Source organism: Pseudomonadota bacterium, from assembly GCA_016719885.1.
GTDB lineage: Bacteria > Pseudomonadota > Gammaproteobacteria.
This window is the reverse complement of the sequence record JADJYF010000012.1, coordinates 1-19631: the sequence shown is the minus strand read 5'-3', so window position 1 is coordinate 19631 and position 19631 is coordinate 1. Positions and strand designations below refer to the sequence as shown.

16 protein-coding genes and 1 pseudogene are annotated in these 19631 nt (G+C 64.0%); 11 read left to right on the top strand and 6 right to left on the bottom strand.

Translation table 11 applies throughout. From position 1 onward, the window contains the following. Nucleotides 1–6: 6 nt before the first annotated feature. Nucleotides 7–984 carry a glycosyltransferase family 2 protein gene (locus IPM80_13310; GenBank protein MBK8959377.1) on the bottom strand — a complete coding sequence of 326 codons (978 nt, stop codon included), beginning with the start codon at nt 982–984 and terminating at the stop codon, nt 7–9. 406 nt (nt 985–1390) lie between these two features. Between IPM80_13310 and IPM80_13305 the strand changes: the two genes are divergently transcribed. Genes IPM80_13305 through IPM80_13290 form a run of 4 tightly spaced genes read left to right on the top strand, consistent with a single transcriptional unit; the run spans nt 1391 to nt 4831 of the window. Continuing rightward, nucleotides 1391–2506: a radical SAM protein gene (locus IPM80_13305; protein ID MBK8959376.1), complete on the top strand. Its 1116-nt coding sequence runs from the start codon at nt 1391–1393 to the stop codon at nt 2504–2506. Nucleotides 2507–2542: 36 nt separating this feature from the next. Further along, the gene (locus tag IPM80_13300; GenBank protein MBK8959375.1) at nt 2543–3034 is read left to right on the top strand and encodes a hypothetical protein; all 492 of its coding nucleotides are present in this window, start codon (nt 2543–2545) and stop codon (nt 3032–3034) included. Then, the gene (locus IPM80_13295) at nt 3013–3711 is read left to right on the top strand and encodes an SPASM domain-containing protein (GenBank protein MBK8959374.1); all 699 of its coding nucleotides are present in this window, start codon (nt 3013–3015) and stop codon (nt 3709–3711) included. The genes IPM80_13300 and IPM80_13295 overlap by 22 nt, the downstream gene beginning before the upstream one ends. Then, nucleotides 3695–4831, top strand: a complete 1137-nt coding sequence (locus IPM80_13290) for a hypothetical protein (GenBank protein ID MBK8959373.1) — start codon at nt 3695–3697, stop codon at nt 4829–4831. The genes IPM80_13295 and IPM80_13290 overlap by 17 nt, the downstream gene beginning before the upstream one ends. A 4-nt stretch (nt 4832–4835) precedes the next feature. Here IPM80_13290 and IPM80_13285 read toward each other — a convergent pair whose 3' ends face one another. Beyond that, on the bottom strand, nt 4836–5888 hold the full coding sequence (locus tag IPM80_13285) for a hypothetical protein (GenBank protein ID MBK8959372.1): 1053 nt from the start codon (nt 5886–5888) through the stop codon (nt 4836–4838). A 496-nt stretch (nt 5889–6384) separates the two neighbouring features. Between IPM80_13285 and IPM80_13280 the strand changes: the two genes are divergently transcribed. Further along, nucleotides 6385–7143: an NAD-dependent epimerase/dehydratase family protein gene (locus tag IPM80_13280; GenBank protein MBK8959371.1), complete on the top strand. Its 759-nt coding sequence runs from the start codon at nt 6385–6387 to the stop codon at nt 7141–7143. Nucleotides 7144–7238: 95 nt separating this feature from the next. On the opposite strand, the gene IPM80_13275 is transcribed toward IPM80_13280, so the two are convergent. From IPM80_13275 to rfbB, 4 genes and pseudogenes are all read right to left on the bottom strand, one after another. After that, nucleotides 7239–7958: a PEP-CTERM sorting domain-containing protein gene (locus IPM80_13275; protein MBK8959370.1), complete on the bottom strand. Its 720-nt coding sequence runs from the start codon at nt 7956–7958 to the stop codon at nt 7239–7241. 191 nt (nt 7959–8149) lie between these two features. Next, entirely contained in the window at nt 8150–9064 is a 915-nt protein-coding gene (gene rfbD / locus IPM80_13270) for a dTDP-4-dehydrorhamnose reductase (protein MBK8959369.1), read from the bottom strand. Beyond that, nucleotides 9051–9955, bottom strand: a pseudogene (gene rfbA, locus IPM80_13265) (glucose-1-phosphate thymidylyltransferase RfbA). Before rfbA ends, rfbD begins: the two are co-directional and overlap by 14 nt. Before the next feature lie 5 nt (nt 9956–9960). Continuing rightward, entirely contained in the window at nt 9961–11043 is a 1083-nt protein-coding gene (gene rfbB / locus IPM80_13260; GenBank protein ID MBK8959368.1) for a dTDP-glucose 4,6-dehydratase, read from the bottom strand. 223 nt (nt 11044–11266) lie between these two features. Here rfbB and IPM80_13255 point away from each other — a divergent pair, with 223 nt between their 5' ends. From IPM80_13255 to IPM80_13230, 6 genes are all read left to right on the top strand, one after another. Further along, a complete protein-coding gene (locus tag IPM80_13255) occupies nt 11267–11920 on the top strand; it encodes a hypothetical protein (protein ID MBK8959367.1) in 654 nt (217 codons plus the stop codon). An 18-nt stretch (nt 11921–11938) separates the two neighbouring features. Continuing rightward, nucleotides 11939–12529, top strand: a complete 591-nt coding sequence (locus tag IPM80_13250) for a hypothetical protein (protein MBK8959366.1) — start codon at nt 11939–11941, stop codon at nt 12527–12529. Between the two features lie 78 nt (nt 12530–12607). Beyond that, on the top strand, nt 12608–13708 hold the full coding sequence (locus tag IPM80_13245; GenBank protein ID MBK8959365.1) for a DUF1972 domain-containing protein: 1101 nt from the start codon (nt 12608–12610) through the stop codon (nt 13706–13708). A 147-nt stretch (nt 13709–13855) separates the two neighbouring features. Then, a complete protein-coding gene (locus IPM80_13240) occupies nt 13856–15010 on the top strand; it encodes an amidohydrolase (GenBank protein MBK8959364.1) in 1155 nt (384 codons plus the stop codon). Nucleotides 15011–15872: 862 nt separating this feature from the next. Beyond that, on the top strand, nt 15873–16040 hold the full coding sequence (locus IPM80_13235; protein ID MBK8959363.1) for a PEP-CTERM sorting domain-containing protein: 168 nt from the start codon (nt 15873–15875) through the stop codon (nt 16038–16040). Nucleotides 16041–16411: 371 nt separating this feature from the next. Further along, nucleotides 16412–19631: carboxypeptidase regulatory-like domain-containing protein (locus IPM80_13230; protein MBK8959362.1), on the top strand; the 3220-nt coding region annotated here is incomplete at its 3' end.

Sequence of the window (19631 nt, the reverse complement as noted above, 5' to 3'; positions counted from 1 at the left end):
CACGGCTCACGCCGGGTCGCGCCCGGGCATTGGTGTGGGCCGGTAGGAATAGGCGACGAGATACTTGAGCCAGGCGACCATCTCGGCGACCCGGCGTCGCGACCAGGGATCGCGCCTGACCAGCGCCACCGCGCCGTAAATCAGGGCGCGCAGGGCCAAGCCGGTGGCCAGGCACACTTTGAAATAGATCCACGATCGGCCCGGCGCGATTTCCATGTAGGCCTGGGTCAGGCCGTTGATCCAGCGTGACGGGATGGCATGGGTCTGCTTCTGCGTGCCGCCCAATTCGTGATCGATACGCAGGGCGGGCAGATGTACGACCCGCCAGCCATGATCGCGCATGCGGCAGCCCCACTCGATGTCCTCGCCGTAGAGAAAGTACCGCTCGTCGAATTGCCCGGCACTCTGCCAGGTTTCGCGCCGCACGATCATGCCCGCACCGCAGATCCAGTCGACGTCCACCGCCGCGGCGCCACGGTCCTGGCGGGGTGTCAGGCACAGACCCTTTATTCGATCGCCGGACAGTTTGGCGAGGAAGAAGCAGAACGCAAACAACATGAAAGGATCGGGGCGGTAACCGGCGCTGACCTGCACGCGGCCGTCATCGAAGCACAGTTCGCAGCCCGCCGCGCCGACGTCGGGGTGACAGTCCATGAACGCCACCAACTGATCGAGCAAGCCATCGCCCCGGATACGGGCGTCGGGGTTGAGCAGAAAAACATGCCGGCCACGTGCGATATCCATGGCCTGGTTGCAGGCCCGCGCGAAGCCGAGATTGGCATCGTTGGCGATCAGGCGCACCGCCGGAAACCGCTCCCTGACGAACTCGGCGCAGCCGTCGGCGGACGCATTGTCGACCACGATCACTTCCGCGCTGACTCGCGCCGCGCCCTCGGCGACCGACTCGATGCAGCCCGGCATGTGCTCGCGACAATTCCACGACACGATGATGACACTGACATCGACTTCCACGTCCACGTCCACGCCGCTCACCTCACCCCGGCCGATGCGCGTGCCGGTGTTCGGCCCCGTCGAGCGCTCGGAGGACGGTTTGCGCCAGCGCGGTGGAGGTCGGGAAATCCATGCGGTGAGATAACGCTACCGGTTGACAGAATGTTGCGATCAGCGCGGCGAGGCCGCCGCCTGCCCCGAACGAGGGCGGCAGCATTCCGGTCGCGCTTTCTCGGCGCACTTGTGCCGATTTCGAACGATGTACATGGACGGGCCACGAATGGTTTCCAGACCGGCTCTAACGGGTTACACTCAGCGAAACGAGTGCGCGGTCGCGAAGCCGTCAACTTGACCACCTTGGCAAGCGCGATGGTGGCTGCAGACACCGCGTGCGCGCATCTCGCACTCGCCGCAACGTATGCCTCCTGGAAACTTGAGCATGAAAATTCGAGCCTTCAGCCAACTGGCGTTCAAGCATGCGCAGAACGCGTTCCAGGAAGAGCTTTACATCAAGGCGGGCCTGGATATCACCCATCCGGTCAAGATCTACGGCATCGTCAACGAGCGCTGCAATTACAAGTGCCGCTACTGCGATTACTGGCGTCTCGAGCAGTACAAGGACGAGATCACCATCGAGCAATGGAAGACCGGGCTCGAAAGTCTCAAGAATTTCATCGGCAATTTTCATATCGAGTTCTCGGGCGGCGAGCCCTTCATGAAGAAGGGTTTCGTCGACCTGTTGCAGTGGTGCAGCGACGCACAGATCAATTTCGGCGTCACCACCAACGGCTCGGCGCTCAATCCGAAGATGATCGAGCGCTTTGTGCGCACCCGCCCCTTCAACGTCAATATTTCCGTCGATTCGTACAAGGACGAGACCCACGACTACACCCGCGGTATCGCCGGTTCATTGGCCCATCTGCGCCAGGCCTTGAGCCGTCTGCACGAAGAACAGAGTCGTCAGGGTGTGAGCTTTCCCGTGATCGTCAAGCCGACCGTGACAGCGGTCAATTTCCGCGACTTGCCGCGCATGGCGCGTTGGGCGCCCGAGGTGCTGGGCGCCACGCTGGTCAACTTCCAGCCTATCGATCGGTGGACGCGCGAAACCTACGACGAGCTGTGGCTAGAAGAGGCGAACTTTCCGGCGCTGCGCGAGGTGGTGGAGGAACTCATCGAGTTGAAACGCGGTGGCGCACCGATCATGAACTCGGAGACCTCGCTCAGACTGTGGGAGAGTCATTTCCGCGAAGACAAGGCGCCCGCGTCCGCGATGCCGTGCCGCGTCGGGCTGCGCAATTTCTTCATCCGCAGCAACGGCGACGTCGAGGTGTGCTGGTATTGGCCACCGATAGGCAACATCAAGGAGCAGACCGCACAGGCAATCTGGCAGGGCCAGGAAGCGCGCACGCGGCGCAAGGAAACCACGCAATGCGATCGCCTGTGCCTGTTTTCGTGCCTGTCGACCAACACCCTGCAGGACAAGGTCCGAACCGGCATCAGCCTGCTGCTGGGCAATCGCAAGGCAGAATCGCCCTCCGAGTCGTCCGGCGCCTGAGTCTCTAAAGCCGAGACCACCAAGCTCCTCCACACCATGCCCGCATTGGATGTCGCTCACTGGCTGGATCGTGGCCTGACCCTGGCGGCGAAAGTGCCGACCTTGGGCAGCGTCGCCGTCTATCTCGCCATGCGTTTCAAGCTGCCGGCGCGGGTCGTGACGCTTGCGAAGGCGCGCAACTTCCTGCTCGCGCACGCCGAATCCAAGGCCCGGGCGCTGACCGTTCGCTCGCTACCCTATGTGCTCAATCTCGATACCCTCAACGTGTGCAATCTCGCCTGTCCATTCTGCGCCACGGGTACCGGCCAGCTTGCACGCAAGCCTTCGCGTTTTCCGCTCGCCGACGCCAAGGCGCTGGTCGACAAGGTGCGCGAGCACGTGCTGGTGGCGCGCTTCCACAACTGGGGCGAGCCATTCCTGAACCGGGATATCTTCGACCTGATTGCCCACGCCCGGCGTGCCGGCCTGTACCACCACGGTGAGCTCGAACCTGAGCGTCGAGGTCGATGGTCCTGGCCGACAAGATAGTCGACAGTGGCCTCGACAAGCTGCACGTCAGCATCGACGGCCTCGAGCAAGCCACTCTCGAACGTTACCGGCGCAATGCCCGCATCGAACTGCTTTTGAAAAACATCGCCGACATCGTCGCCGCGCGGCGGCGACGCGGCGTTCGTACGCCGCGGCTCGACCTGGTGATGCTGGTCTTCAGTCACAACGAGCACGAGGTGCCGCGCCTCGAGCAGGCCGCCAGGGACCTTGGCGTCGATTCGTTCACCGCCGCGCGCGCGTTCATCTACGACGAGAGTTTCGTACCCAAGGCCGCGCGGTTTCGTCCCGCGCAGGCAATCTGGCAGGGCACCTGCGGTTACCTCTATTCGGAGTTGATGGTGGAAGCCGATGGCGGCGTGTCGCCGTGCTGCACCAACACCTCCGCGCGCTTCGATGTCGGCCATGTCGCGGACATGGGCGAAGTCGGAGAATTCTGGAATCGCCCGGTATTCCAGGCCATGCGCGCCCGCAGCGGCGGTCGCGCGCAGGACGCGGCCGTGGCCGATGCAGTCGCCAGCCTGTGTGATCACTGTCATTTTGTCGGGCCGGACGACCATCCGCACGACGCGCCGCGCCTGTCGCCGTTGCCACCGGCGCTGGCCGCGGCCGGCGAAACGTTTCACGACGGGAACCGCTCGCTTGGCCGACGCGTCTAGCGCGGTGCCGCCGCGCCCGGCGTTTCCAGCGCGCATCGCCTATTTCATCACCGGCCATGGTCATGGGCATGCCGCGCGCAGTGCGCGCCTCATCAATCAATTCCCCGCCGGCACGACGGTCACGCTGTTCACGACCATCGAGCCGGCGTTTTTTGCGCGCACGCTGACCGCGCCGTTCGGCATCGAGCGCTGTGAAATCGATTGCGGGTGCGTGCAGCGCGACGCCGCCGACATCGATGTCGCGGCGACCCTCGCGCGCTACAGCGAGATCAATGAACAGCGCGCAGCGTTGCTAGAGCACTACGCGGCGCGCTTGCGGGCCTTGGCCATCGATGTCGTCATCGCCGACATTCCGCCCCTGGCGTTCGCGATTGCACGGGCTGCTGGCGTACCGGCTGTCGGCATCTCCAATTTCACCTGGGCCGAGATCTACGCCGACTACCTCGACCAGGCGCCGTGGTTCGCTGCGCACCTGGACAGCATTCGCGCCGACTACGCGCGCGCCGATGTCTATCTGCGTCTATATCCTCATATCGACGAACAACCCTGCGCGCGGGTGCGGGACGTCGGCCTGCTGCTGGGCACGGACCCCGTTCGTGCCCGCCACGAAGTGGCGCAGGTGCTGAACCTCGATGCCAGTCGCCCCTGGTGCCTGGTCTATTTCGGCGCCTCCGGCTTGCGTGCGTGCCAGTGGTCCGCGCTCGACACCTATCCGCAATGGTCATTTATCGGGCTCTATGCGCTGCCCGGCGCCGGGTCAAATTACCGGCAGATTTCCCTGTCGCCCCAGATCAGCCATGGCGACGTGGTGGCCGGCGCGAGCGCCGTGCTGGGCAAACTCGGCTATGGCCTGGTGTCGGAATGTCTGGCCCTCGGCAAGCCTGTCGTCTTTCCCCATCGTCACCAGTTCCGCGAATTTCCCGCGCTGCGCGACAGTCTGCTGGCACGCGACCTGGGCTTTGAGATCACGTCCGCCGATCTCGGCGCGGGACGGCTCGATGCCGCGCTGCAATGGTGCTCGACACGCGAGCAGGCCGTGATGGCGCCAGCGGAGCGGGGCGACAATGCCATTCTGCACACGATCGCCGAGGTGTGGCGCAATGCGGCTGCGCGACTGTGAAACGCTATTCCGTTTTCAGGCGCTTCCACGTCGCCCATGCCGTCTTCGGCGACAAATCATGGTTGAGTATTCCAAGAAGGTAGTACCAGTCCGGCAGGCCTCGAACCACGTCAGGGTCGAGATCGGCGAGCGTAATCCACACCAGACCCTCGATCGTCAATCCTTGCAGCATGGCGGGTAGTTGCAGCAGCAATGCCTGCTGATCGAATTCGGCCTGCTCGGACATCGGGTAGTCGGTATCGCCGACCACGCAGCCGATTTCGGCGATGAACAGAGGGGGCAGCGTGCGTTCGCGCAAACCGGACCATTGCTGAACGTCGGGCGAGCCATAGAGATAGGTGGAGATGCCGAGCAGATCCTGTTTGGGCAGGGCGACGGCGGCATCGTCGAACATCTGCCACTGGCTGCGCTTGTCGCCATACAGGTGGCCGGTGACGCGGTCTATTTGCAGCGAGCAGAAAACCTTGGTGTCGGGGCTGGCCGCCTTGATGAGGTCGTAGACGCGCGAGTAGAAATCGCGAAACGCCTGCCATTCCTCGGCGCTGGCATGGTCGTGCCAGAGATTCACTTCGATACAAGGATTCAAATAATCCGGTCGGTGTCGCGCAGCACTTGCGACCAGGACTTTTTCGTAGGCGTCGCGCCACGCTTGCTCCAAGATGGACTTGCTCCCATTGCCTGCGCGCTTTACCTTGTGGCGATCATCGGTGAAGGGTTCGAAACCGAGATAGCTGGCGTAATCGTTGCCTTTGCGTTGCTCAAGCCACTCGAGCCGCTTGCGCGCATATTCCGAGTCCTCGAAAGGATCGGATATTTGCACGGCCAGGATCTCGACCCGGGCCTCGCGCAAGCGCTCGAACCACGCGCTCTGGTAATTTTCCGACATGTCGGTCGGCCAGTATCCAAAGCCCAGCTTGACGCTGGTGGGCAGCTGCACCGCGGGCGTGGGGTTGACGGGCGCGGGGGCGGCGGTGGGGCGCGAGGACGTCCACAGCAGCATCGCAAGGGCTGCGCCGACGCCGCACACCGCGAGCAGGGATTTTGTGATGGAGAACATCGGGCCGTCCTCATGGGTTCCCGGGGGCGGGATGACGTTGAGCGAGCCGAGCGGTGGATTGACGCTCCGCAATAGCCGCCGGCGGGTGCCGCGGGAATTGTGGCACGTTCGATGTCGCCGATGCGTGTGAGGGCGGCATGACGCATAGGGGATCGAGCCTGTGCCGACGCAAGCCCGCCGGGCGCTACGGTGTCGGAGTCGACAACAAAGCCAGGTGAACGCGGTGAACAAGCCACAGTCCCCGACGCAAGGCGCCGAAGCCCTCGTGCGATGGCGGCGCGCAAGCGTTACTCGCCGTGAACCTCGGCCAACGGAATCTCGCCCATGATTGCAGTCCTGTTCGGCGGCGGTGGCTTTGTCGGCACGGCCCTGCGGCGCGCCTTGTTGGCGCGGGGCCACGCGGTGCGGGTCATCGAAAGTCCTGACGCTGTGGCGGCTTCAACGACGGACGCCGGGAGAATTTCCAGCGCCGACGTTCAAGGTCTGGATGCGACGCTTGCCGAGTGCACCCACCTGTTCCATCTGGCATGCGCGACGACGCCCGGTGTCGCGTCGCGAGCCGAGTCGCGAAGTGCAAGACAACCTCCTGCCCACCGCAAGACTGCTCGAGCTCCTGCAGAGCCATCCCCGCGTGCAGACCGTCTTCATGTCGTCGGGTGGCGCGATTTACGGCAATTGCCTTGCCGAGTCCGCGGACATCGACATTCCTCCGGCACCGATTTCGAATTACGGCGCCGGCAAGGCCGCCGTCGAAGCCTTCATGCACGCCCATCACGCGATCACCGGCAGTGCCGTTACCGTGTTGCGTCCGTCGAATCTCTACGGACCGGGCCAGACCGCCCGCGGCGACTTCGGCGTGGTGCCGGCCTTGCTTCAATGCGCGCGCGACGGGCGGCCGTTCGAGCTATGGGGCGACGGTGAAACAACGCGGGACTTCCTCCATATCGACGACTTCGTCGCGCTGTGCGTCAAGCTGGTGGAGCGTGGCGCGCCGCCCGCGAACTACGAGTTGTTCAACGTGGGCGCCGGCACCGGATGCAGCATCAATGCGCTCATCGCGCTGGTGGAACGGGTGACAGGGCGCGCTATCGCCACGCGGCACCTGGCGGCGCGCGGCATCGATGTCAAACGCGTGGTGTTGAATATCGACAAGGTCATGCGCGCCTTCGACTGGCGGCCGGGCGTCGGTCTCGAGCGGGGGTTGGCCGAAACCTGGGACTGGTTCGCACGCCAGGCGGCGCCACGGAAGTCGTGAGCTCCAAAGCACAAGGGCCGTGATGAACGGCCCTTGTTTCGAGATCCTGGCGCTGCGCCGGAACGCCCCGGCCCAGCGATGGCTCTACGCGGCGATCAAGCGCGCGCTTTGCGCCGCGCGCCCAGCACCAGCAGACCGGAGCCGAGCATCCACACCGCCGATGGGACCGGCACCGCGCTCGTATTGATGGTCATCACCACCGCCGTCTTGAAAATCACCGCGACATCTTCCGACGTGCTGTTGACGCTGGCGCCGAGCACGTCGGACAGCACCACGCTGGCCACCGAAGAATTGACGAGCACGTGCACCGGGTTGCCTACGCCGCCGATGCTCCAATCGCTCAACGGGCTACCGCCGATACCATTGGCGCCTTCCGACGGCACGAAGTTGATCGGCGCGGCGCCGTTGACGGTCAGGGAACCGCCGACCAAGGTCTGGGCGCTGTTGCCGGAACGGGCGAATTTGCCCACTTCGACGAGGTCGATGCTATCGATCTTGAAGCCCGAGGCGGCGGTGAAAGTCGCCGTCACGGTATCGAAAGCTATCGAGAACGGCGTGGTCACCTGGCCGACTGCGAGCGCCTGGAAATTGGTCTGGCCGTCGAAAAACGGGCTTTCGACGCCGGTTGGCACCAGCACGAACTGGTTGGTCTCCGGGAAGAAATTGATTGTGCCGAACAGGCCGTTGACGTCGAACACGTTCGACACCGAAACGTTGGCCGCCTGGGCCGCCGGGCTCAGGGTATTGGCCACCGCCGCACATGCGAGCAGCACAGCGGGAAGGAAGCGGGACTGGGTCTTCAGCGGTGCGGTCATTGCAGTGCTCTCACAAGTCATGGGCGCTTATGAACGGGGTTTGTATTCTTCTTGGGAGGGCGTCTGCCGCGAGGCTGCCCACAGTCTGAAGCCTACTCACCCGTCTCGGGGTGTCACCCTATTCGTAGCATGCCTTACAAAAATTGTGAACTGCTTCGCAAAAGTTTCGCCGCGGATGGCCGGCGGGATACTCACGAAGCTGCCAGGTCTTCGAGGCAGGCAGCCAGTGCCATCTCCCAGGGTTCCGCGGCGAGTTCGAAGGTGCGCGCCAGCTTGCGATTGTCGAGTACCGAGTAGGCCGGGCGCGTGGCCGGCGTGGGGTAATCTGCCGTGACTATCGGCGTGACCAGCGGGCGGCGGGACGGCGCGGACAGAGGCGCGCCCGCCAGCACCGCCTGGGCAAAGCCGTACCAGGTGGTTTGACCGGCGTTGGTCAGGTGGTAGATCCCCCGATAGTCGCGATAATCCGCGGCGCTGAAGCCCAGTTTGGCAACCAGCAGCGCGGTGACGGTGGCGACACTGCGGGCCCAGGTCGGGCTGCCATGCTGGTCGTTCACCACGCGCAACGCCGGCTGTTCGCTGGCCAGGCGCAGTACCGTGCGCAGGAAGTTGCGCCCACGCAGTCCGTAAATCCAACTGGTGCGCAGGACCAGGCAGGCGCTGTCGCCGGCCACCAGCGCGGCTTCGCCCGCGAGTTTGGACTGCCCGTAGACATTGAGCGGCGCGGTCGGCGCGTCCTCGGCGTAGGGCGCGCGGGCGCTGCCGTCGAATACATAGTCGGTGCCGTAGTGGATGACGGGTACGTTCATGCGCGCCGCACACTCGCCGAGCACGGCGACCGCGCGACCGTTGACGCTGTGGGCGCGGGCGCTTTCCCGTTCTGCCCGGTCGACGTCGGTGTAGGCGGCCGCATTGACGATGAGGTCGGCCTTGCTGGCTTCGAGCAGGGACGGCAGGGCATCGTGATCCTCGAGGTCGATTGCTCGCGCGGTGTCGCCATGATCCATCGCAAGCAACTCACCGAGGGGTGCCAGGCAGCGGCACAGTTCCGTGCCGACCTGCCCTTGCGCGCCGAGCAGCAGGATGCGGCGTTTACGCCCCGCCATGACGGGGCACGACCAGTTCGCGCAGATAGTCGGCGTAACTGCAGTCGCCAAGCCGCCTGGCCAACTGCAGCAGTGCGGCGTCATCTATCCAGCGATTGCTGTGCGCAATCTCTTCCGGACAGCACACCTTCAGACCTTGGCGGAATTCGATGGTCTCGATAAATGACGAGGCCTGCGCCAGCGAGGCCGGCGTGCCGGTATCGAGCCACGCGACACCGCGGCCCAACAGTTCGACCGTCAAGCTGCCTTCGGCCAGGTAGCGCATGTTGAGGTCGGTGATTTCCAGCTCGCCGCGCGCCGAAGGCTTCATGGCGCGGGCAAATTCGGGCGCGCGACCATCGTAGAAATAAATGCCCGGCACCGCGAAATTGGATTTTGGCACGCGCGGCTTTTCCTCGATGCTCACCACGCGCCGGTCGGGACCGAACTCGACCACGCCATAGCGCTCCGGATCCCGCACCTGGTAGCCAAAGATGGTGGCGCCACGGTTGTTCCTGGCGGCTGACGCGAGCGTTGCCGGTAGTCCATGGCCATGAAAGATGTTGTCACCCAGCACCAGGCAACTCGGTCCACCCGCCAAGAACTGCTCGCCGAGGATGAAGGCTTCGGCCAGGCCGTTGGGCTCCGGCTGCACACAGAATTCGAGAGCAATCCCCATTGCGAGCCATCGCCCAGCAGGCGCTCGAACAGCGCGCGGTCCGACGGCGTGGTGATGATCAGGATGTTCCGTATGCCGGTCATCATCAGTATTGCCAATGGGTAATAGATCAGCGGCTTGTCGAAGATCGGCAGGAGCTGCTTGCTGAACGCCAGGGTCAATGGCGTCAGGCGTGTGCCGCGGCCTCCGGCGAGTACGATGCCGCGAATCGGAGTGGAGGCGTCGATGGTCATGGTGATTACGCGCCTTGGGTGGCGGCGGCGAGACCGAGACGGTCGCCACTGTAGTTGTCACGCAGTACATCCTCGCACCACTGCGCGTTGTCCAGGCACCATCGAACGGTGGCCCGCATGCCCTGCTCGAAGCCGAAGCGCGGTGACCAGTCGAGTTCTCTGCGCAGTTTTCCGGCGTCGATCGCATAGCGTCGGTCATGGCCCGGGCGGTCGCGGACATGCGTGATCAGCCGGTGATGGGGATAGTGCGCGGACGTCGATACGAATTCGTCGAGCAGGGCGCAGATGGTGGTCACGACCTCGAGGTTGGTGCGCTCCGAGTTGCCGCCGATGTTATAGGTTTCGCCGGGCACGCCGCGCGCCAGGATTTCCACCAGCGCTTCGCAATGGTCCTCGACGAACAACCAGTCGCGAACATTCAGACCATCGCCGTACACCGGCAGGGGCTTGCCCTGGAGGCCATTGCGGATCATCAGGGGCACCAGCTTTTCGGGAAACTGGTAGGGGCCGTAGTTGTTCGAACAGTTGGTGGTGATGACCGGCAGGCCATAGGTGTGGAAATAGGCACGCGCGAGATGATCCGCGGCGGCCTTCGAGGCGGAATAAGGGCTGTTGGGGGCATAGGGCGTGGACTCCGTGAATGCCGCCTCGGTCGGGCCCAGCGAGCCATAGACTTCGTCGGTCGAGACGTGCACGACGCGAAAGCTGTCCCGTCGGGCACCGGACAGCGTGGCATGGTAGGCCCGCGCCTCGCGCAGCAGCGTGTGAACACCGACGATATTGGTCTGCACGAATACATCAGGCCCGTCGATGGAGCGATCGACATGGCTTTCGGCGGCGAAATTGATCACCGCGCGAGGCTGATGGTCATTGAAAACCCGTTGCCACAGCGCGGCGTCGCAGATGTCGCCCTTGACGAACCGGTGGCGGCCTTCGTCGGCGAGGTCGGCGAGGCTCGCCAGGTGGCCGGCATAGGTCAGTTTGTCGACGTTGACTACGCGGGCGTCGGAACTGTGCAGCAAGCGTCGTACGAAATTGGTGCCAATGAAGCCCGCGCCCCCGGTCACGACAATCGCGGCGTTGGGCATCGGCACATCGGGTTCCTTTATTGCGGATAGACCTTGGCCGGACTCGCCGTGCGCTTCGCGCCTTGCATGCATCGACGATGCGAGTCCGAGTGTCCCGCTGAATGGTCAAACATTGTCCCCGGCACGGTCAACCCTGTGGCTTGCCAAGTAATGTGAACAATGCCATGTATGCTGGGCGCCGCATTCATTGCTTACATTCGTCGTTTAGAAAGCGGCTCAATCGGTGGGCGCCCGGCGCTCCCCGCGGGGCATGAGCGATATGGAGGACATATCTTCCGTGGACGGACGGTCGGGCGATCAGACGCGAGCGAGCGATGCATGCACTCACGGGCGATGGATGACGGTGCGCTCGGACATTCACGCCGACATCCTGCGGCATCTGCATCGCTCGCCGGAGGACAGCCAGCGCGGCGAGCGCACCGTGCGCCGCGTGAGCGCGTTCCTCACGCCGCAGCTCATGGCCCTGGCGCTCTATCGTGTCAGCCACTATTTGCATGTCCGCGGATGGCGGGCGCTTGCCCATGCGCTGGCCGGCGTGAACTTCATCCTGCACAAGGTGCGTCTGCCCGCCGCCACTTGCATCGGCCCGGGCTGCCGCCTCGCGCACCCTGCGGGTGTGGTGTTCGAGGGCAGCGCGGGCAGCGACCTCACCTTGTTTTCCTACGCCGTCTGTATTGCCGGTCCCGTTGCCGACGCGCGTTGCGCGCCACGGCTCGGCAATCGTGTGACGCTCGGCGGCCACGCCGTGTTATGCGGGGGCATCACGGTCGGCGACGATGTGCGCATTTCTCCTTGCGCGGTGGTGATACGCAACGCCGAGGCCGATACGATGGTGGCGGCGCAGGCGATGTATACACCCTACGCACGTTCGCGGTGAGGAACCGCCGCACCACCCATGAACCTGCAACCCGACACACCCGCACGCCACCCGTGGAGCGACGTCTGCGCGACACTGCGGGTCGACCTCGCCCGCCTGCGGCAGGAGCGATTGCTGCGCACGCCCTACACCGGCGGCCCCGCATGGTTCAGCGCGTCCTTTCTTTGCGTGGGGTTGTTTCGCCTGTCCCATTATCTGTACTGCGCGCGCCATACCTGGCTATCTCGTGCCGTATGGCACCTGAACTGCCTGCTGACCGGTGCGGACGTGAGCGAACCGGCGGAAATCGGCGCAGGGCTCGTCATCCTGCATCCCACCGGCACCGCGCTCATGGGCACCATCGGACGCAACCTCACCGTCATGGCTTGCGCCGGCATTGGCGGCGAGGTTGGTCGACATGAAAAAGTCGCGAGCTGGCCGGGCGTGCCGCTGGTCGGTAACGACGTTGTGCTCGAACCGCACTCGGGCATACTCGGTCCGGTGATTGTCGGCAACCGCGTGCGTATCTCCGCTGGGGCCTGCGTGACTCGTGCGATACCCGACGACACCGTGGTGGAAAGTCCGCGTACCCGGTTTTTCAAACCGTCCTCGAACCACAGCCAGACGTGACCGGCGCCACGCCCTGTGGCACATTTTCGGCGCAGCCACGCAACCCGCCTGGCGCGGGCGGCCAATCAACGAGTTTTCATGAAAATCGCAATTCTCGGCACTCGGGGCATTCCCAATAATTACGGCGGTCCGGAAACGAATGCGGAGATGATGTCGCCCATCTTCACCGCGCTGGGTCATGAGGTCACGGTTTACAGCCCGGATGAGCATCCCTACCAGCAAGGCACTTGGCAGGGCATCCGCATCAGGCACATCTTCAACCAGGAGAGCCGGTTCGGCATCTGGGGCACATTGGCCTATGACTTTCTGTGCCTGCGCGACGCGCTGGCCGGCGACTTCGATATCGTGCTGGAGCTCGGTTACGTGCCGGTCGCCATTTTCTATCCGTTGTTTTTCCGCCGTCGCGCCATGCTCGTGACCAACATGGATGGCCTCGAATGGAAGCGCAGCAAATGGAATCGGCTATTGCAGCGCTTTGCGCGCTTGACCGAAATGCTGGGCGCGCGCTGCAGCGACGCACTGATCGCCGACAACGAAGCGATTCGTGACTACCTGCGCGAGGAGTACGGGCGCGACAGTCGTTTCATTCCCTATGGCGCGGCTCCCGTCTCCGGCCCCGATGCGTCGCACCTCGAGCATTACGCCGTTAAGCCCCAGGCCTACTTCATGCTGATCGCGCGACTCGAGCCTGAAAACAACATCGAGACCATTCTCGACGGGTATCTCGAGTCCGGCGACACGCGCCCGTTTCTGGTGGTCGGTAAGACGTCGACCGTGTACGGCGCAAAGCTGGTGGCCAAATACGCCGCCTCCCCGTCTATTCGTTTTCTTGGCGGCATTTATGACTACGCGGTGTTGAGCTCGCTGCGCTGGCAAGCGGCGATTTATTTTCACGGACACTCGGTCGGAGGTACCAATCCGTCGCTGGTGGAGGCGATGGCGTCCAACGCCTTCATCGCCGCTCACGATAATCCCTTCAACCGCAGTGTGCTCGCGGCGAACGCCCGCTATTTCCATGGTGCCGCCGACGTGGCCCACATCATCAACGCCGACCACGACAGCGACCGCCAGGCCTTCGTCGCGCGCAACCTCGACAAGGTGCGAACCGTCTACAACTGGGACGTGGTGGCGCGCGAACACCTGCACTTGTTCGATGCCCTGCTTGCGGGGCGCCGTTGATCGGGCTCCCCCGTTTCGATAGCGGCGCCCGCCACTTTGGCGCGGGACGACACGCGCTAGGCGCTGACATAATCAAGCTGCCTGCCCGCGACGCCCAGCGCGGCGCGCCGGCGGGCCACAGCCACTTCGTCACAGGGGAGAACTCGCATGTCCAGCAAGGTCGATACCTCGGGCGCCATCGACGCCGACGGCCACATTCTCGAGCCACCGGATCTGTGGGAGAAATACCTCGAGCCGAAGTACCGCGAGCGCGCGATTCGCCTGCGCACCAATGACGCGGGCCTGGAGTACCTCGAATACGACGGCAAGCCATCGCGTCTCATGCCGCCTGGCTTTCCGGGCTCGCTGGGCGGCATGGGGGCGCCCGACATCCGCCCTTCACCCGAGCGCAGCTACGTGCGCTCGGCGCCGTTCGGCTCCATGGATCCGAAAGAGCGCGTAGCGCGACTCGACCAGGAGGGCCTCGCCAAGGCCGTGCTCTATCCAACACTCGGCATCCTGTGGGAGCCGGAGGTGCGGGACGCCGAGATCGCCGCCGCCTACACCCGCGCCTACAACCGCTGGATCATGGATTTCTGCGCCGACTCGGGCGGCCGCCTGGTGCCGGTCGCGCACATTTCCTTGTCGGACCCGGCGCTGGCCGCGGCCGAGACCGAGCGCGCCCTCGCGGCCGGCGCCAAGGGCATCTTCTTCCACCCCTTCACCTGGACGCGCAAGTCGCCCGGCCACCCCGATTACGACCGCCTGTGGGCCATTGCCGAGGAGCACGGCGCGCCGGTGGCGCTGCATCCCACCGTCGACCCGCCGTCGCTCGACGTGCATCGGCGCTTCGACGAACTGGCCCAGGGCGAGCCCTTCGAATTCACCTGGTATTTCGACGTGCTGGTGGCGCAAGGCATGCAGCAGGCCTTCGTGTCGCTGTTCCACTACCGCATCTTCGATCGCTTCCCGCGCGTCAAGGTCGTGGTGCTGGAATCCCAGGCCGGCTGGATAGGCCAGCTGATCGACCGCATGGACGCGGTCTCGCAAGGGCCCCTGATGCCCAAGGCCGGCCTGAAGGAATTGCCCAGCACCTATTTCCGCCGCCAGTGCTATGTCTCCATCGACCCCGACGAGCGCGCGGTGGCCGGCGTCATTCCCTTCGTCGGCGACGACCGCTTCTTCTGGGCCTCGGACTTCCCCCATCCCGACCACACCGCGAGCTACATGCACGAACTCGGCGAGATGCTGGCGCCGCTGCCGGAAGTGTCGCGTCGACGCATCCTGGCGGAGAACGTGACGCGGGCCTTTAATCTCGAATGAGGTCGTGAGGAGCGACGGGCGGCGGGCGAACGGCCGTCGCCCGCTTGCCGGTGGTGTGTGCCGGCGCGTCGTCCCGCGCCGACGGCGGTGTCAGGGTGTCCCGAGTGCCTTGTGCGCCAGCACCCTGCAAGGATTTGGCCGCTGGATGGCTGCTCGCAGTCGGATGAGTGTCTCCCCGCGGCGACGTTCGTCGCGTGTTTACCGATGTGCGCGCTCGCTTCGAAGGCGCCGCGAGGAGCAAGCGTCAGGCGTGACAGTGAGAACCGAGTCTCGATGCGGTGACGCCCGGCCCACTGGCGTGGCCGTATTTCGGGCTCCTTTCGAGATGAGCTGGGCGCGCATGCGGGCGTTTGCGCCCTCCGTGGTCACGGGCGCCACGCAACGCTATCACTCCGTCAAAAAAACCATTCCGTTTTAAATAGTTAAAGCGATGCCGGTGGTCTGGTCAGGAGCCCGGCGGGCGGCGCCAAGGACTAAACAACTCTGGCAGGCCGCAATTTGGCTGACGGCAAGCAGGGTTTTTTTGTCTACGAAGTCTCAAAAACGAAACGTCGCGCGCACCGGATCCGGGCCATAGCGGCGCTTTTGTCGGCGAACTTTACATCCGGCTATGGTGCGATTCGTTCTTGTTTAGGGGCGGCGCGCTAAGGCGCTGAAAAGGCGAGCTAATAAATTTCTGGCACCAAGCTTGCTAACGCGATTACAGGAACGTGCTTGCCCGGTGCTGTTGTAAAAATTGCTGACAAGGGCACGAAGCGCCGTTTCATAACAAGAGTTGGCGTTGGACTCAGCGGAGTACCGGTCCCGATTGGCACTCCAGTGGGTAAAGCGGCAAGTAACCAAAGTCAGAGGTGTTGACCCCATGAAATCCCTTAGCCAGTCCTTCGCTGCGACCGTCATCGCATTCGTTTCCACCTGCGGCATCGCCTCCGCGGGTCCCACCTTCAATGTGCCGGAACCGGGTTCGATGGCCCTGGTCGGCATCGCCATCGCTGGCGTGGTCGCCGTTGCTCGCAAGGGCAAGAAGTAAGCAAGTGACGCACGGCGCTTCCGGGTGGCGAATCTCGCCCTCCTGAAGCGCCGACTCCTGAACTGCCTCGTTTGACCCGGCAGTTCGATTTCGAGCACAAGAGCCGAGAGTGTCGTGGGCGCCACCCCTGGCGTACCCCGCGCGGCCCCACTCGTTCCGTTAAACGGATGTCACAGCACACTTGAATGCTCGACACGTTCATCGCAAGGCCCCACCCACGCTGTTCGTGGCGTTGCGCCATCACGTTTCGCTCTTGGTGCGAATCCTTGAGCAGTCTCGATTTCTCGACACGACGATGCGCCGGGCGTCGCCCAACACTGCGTAACGCCACCTCGCTACATCAATAAAGCCGAAGAACAGGAATTCCTAAAATGACCACACTCATCATCAGCGTTTCGTCATCCGCAACGAATGCGGCGGGCACGGCTTACGGCCAGCAGCCCGATCAGCTGGCGCCCAGTTTCTTCGACATGAAGGTGACGAGCAGCACCAATCCCGTGATTGGTACCGGCGTGTATGACGCGTACTGCATCAATCCCCTGCTTGATATTTTCGTCGCGCCGACCTCGTACGCCGCAGATTCCTACGAAGCAAGCAACCCGACCTCGTTTCAACAGATCACACCGATCGAAGCCGATTTGAGTTCGCTTTCCCAAGCGCAGGTCGACCAATTGAACTGGATCCTGTCGCAGAACCTGACCTCCGATCCCAAGTACGCCGGACGTTTCAACTACGGTGAAGTGCAGGTTGCGATCTGGCGCGTGCTGGGTTTTACCCAGGCTGAGATCAATTCGGCGGGCCTCGATCGCTTTCTGAACGACAACAATCGCCAGGTCGTGTCGTTGACCGACGTCGACTTCCTGGTCAATGCCGCGCAGTCCGCCGTTGCCTCCGGGCAGTATGTTTCGCCGCCGCCCGGCACCAACTTCACCATGCTCGTCGACCCGTCGCCCAAGACCGGCACGGAAACCGGCACGGGCATCCAGCCGCTGATCGTGCAGCTGGCCAACGCCAAGCTCGGTAACTTCGTATGGTTCGACAGCGACGCCGATGGCCTCCAGGATGCGAACGAATCCGGCGTCGACAACCTGGTGGTGGAACTGTGGAAGGACGGCGTCAAGGTAGCCAGCACCGTCACCGGTGACGATTTCAGCACCGCCGCAATCGAGCATGGTTTCTATCAATTCGCGGGCCTCGCGGCCGGTGACTACCAAGTCAAATTCGTCGCTCCGGACTACGCATTCACCAGCGTCGACGCCAATCTCAATAGCCAGGATCAGGAAGACAGCGACGCCAATCCCGCCACCGGTTTCAGCCAGGTGGTGCACCTGAATGCCGGCGAATCGAATCAGACCATAGACGCCGGCCTGGTAGCGCCGGGCACCGCCAAGATCTCGGGCTACGTGTACGAAGACCAGGGCAACGACGGCGTGCGTAACGCCGAGCCGCCGATCGCGGGCGTGACGGTGACCTTGAACGGCACCGATGACCTCGGCAACGCGGTCAACGCAACGACCACCACGGATGCGAACGGTTACTACGAGTTCACGGGCCTGCGTCCCGGCACCTACGCGGTGACGGAACGCAGCCGGCCAACTACCTCGACGCAGCACGACACCCCCCGGCAGGCGGCTGAGGGCGGTCGCGACCAGCTCATCAGCGCCATCCCGTTGGCGGCGGGTGAGCACTCGCAGGAGAACAACTTCGGGAATGGCGAGCGCGGCCAGCTGTCGGGCTACGTGTACGAAGACCAGGGCAACGACGGCGTGCGCAACGCCGAGCCGCCGATCGCGGGCGTGACCATCACGCTGTCGGGTGTCGATGACCTCGGTAACGCGGTCAACGCAACGACCACCACGGATGCGAACGGTTACTACGAGTTCACCGGCCTGCGACCGGGCACCTACTCGGTGACGGAGACGCAGCCGGCCAACTATCTCGACGGCAAGGACACGGCGGGCTCAACGGGTGGTTCTGCGACCAACGATCTCATCAGCGCCATCCCGTTGGCGGCGGGTGAGCACTCGCAGGAGAACAACTTCGGCGAGCTGCCGCCGGCCAAGCTGTCGGGTTACGTGTACGAAGACCAAGGCAACGACGGCGTGCGTAACGCCGAGCCGCCGATCGCGGGCGTGACGGTGACCTTGAGCGGCACCGATGACCTCGGCAACGCGGTGACGGCGAGTACCACCACGGATGTGAACGGTTACTACGAGTTCACCGGCCTGCGACCGGGCACCTACTCGGTGACGGAGACGCAGCCGGCCAACTATCTCGACGGCAAGGACACGGCAGGCTCAACGGGTGGTTCTGCGACCAACGATCTCATCAGCGCCATCCCGCTGGCGGCGGGTGAGCATTCGCAGGAGAACAACTTCGGCGAGCTGCCGCCGGCCAAGCTGTCGGGTTACGTGTACGAAGACCAAGGCAACGATGGCGTGCGTAATGCTGAGCCGCCGATTGCGGGCGTGACCATCACACTGTCGGGCACCGATGACCTCGGCAACGCGGTCAACGCAACGACCACCACGGATGCGAACGGTTACTACGAGTTCACCGACCTGCGCCCCGGCACCTACTCGGTGACGGAGACGCAGCCGGCCAACTACCTCGACGGCAAGGACACGGCGGGCTCGACGGGCGGTTCTGCGACCAACGATCTCATCAGCGCCATCCCGCTGGCGGCGGGTGAGCACAGCCAGGAGAACAACTTCGGCGAACTGCCGCCGGCCAAGCTGTCGGGCTACGTGTACGAAGACCAGGGCAACGACGGCGTGCGTAACGCCGAGCCGCCGATCGCGGGCGTGACGGTGACCTTGAACGGCACCGATGACCTCGGCAACGCGGTGACGGCGAGTACCACCACGGATGCGAACGGCTACTACGAGTTCACCGACCTGCGCCCGGGCACCTACTCGGTGACGGAGACGCAGCCGGCCAACTACCTCGACGGCAAGGACACGGCCGGCTCGACGGGTGGCTCGGTGAGCAACGACCTCATCAGCGCCATTTCGCTGGCGGCGGGTCAGCACAGCCAGGAGAACAACTTCGGCGAACTGCCGCCGGCCAAGATCTCGGGCTACGTGTACGAAGACCAGGGCAACGACGGCGTGCGCAACGCCGAGCCGCCGATTGCGGGCGTGACCATCACGCTGTCGGGCACCGATGACCTCGGCAACGCGGTCAACGCAACGACCACCACCGACGCCAACGGCTACTACGAGTTCACCGACCTGCGCCCGGGCACCTACGCGGTGACGGAGACCCAGCCTGGCGGTTATATCGATGGCAAGGATACCGTCGGAACGGCCGGTGGCAGCAACGCCGTCAACGACACGCTCAGCGCCATCGTTCTGGTGGGCGGAACCAACAGCGTCGAAAACAATTTCGGCGAGCTGAAGACCGCGAGCCTCGGCGACCGCGTGTGGTACGACACTAACGCCAACGGTCAGCAGGACTTCGGCGAGACCGGCGCCAACGGTGTGACCGTGACCTTGACCGCCGGCGGTGCCGATGGCCAGCTCAGCACCACTGCCGACAACACCACCCAGACCACCACCACCGCGGGCGACGGCAACTACCTGTTCACCA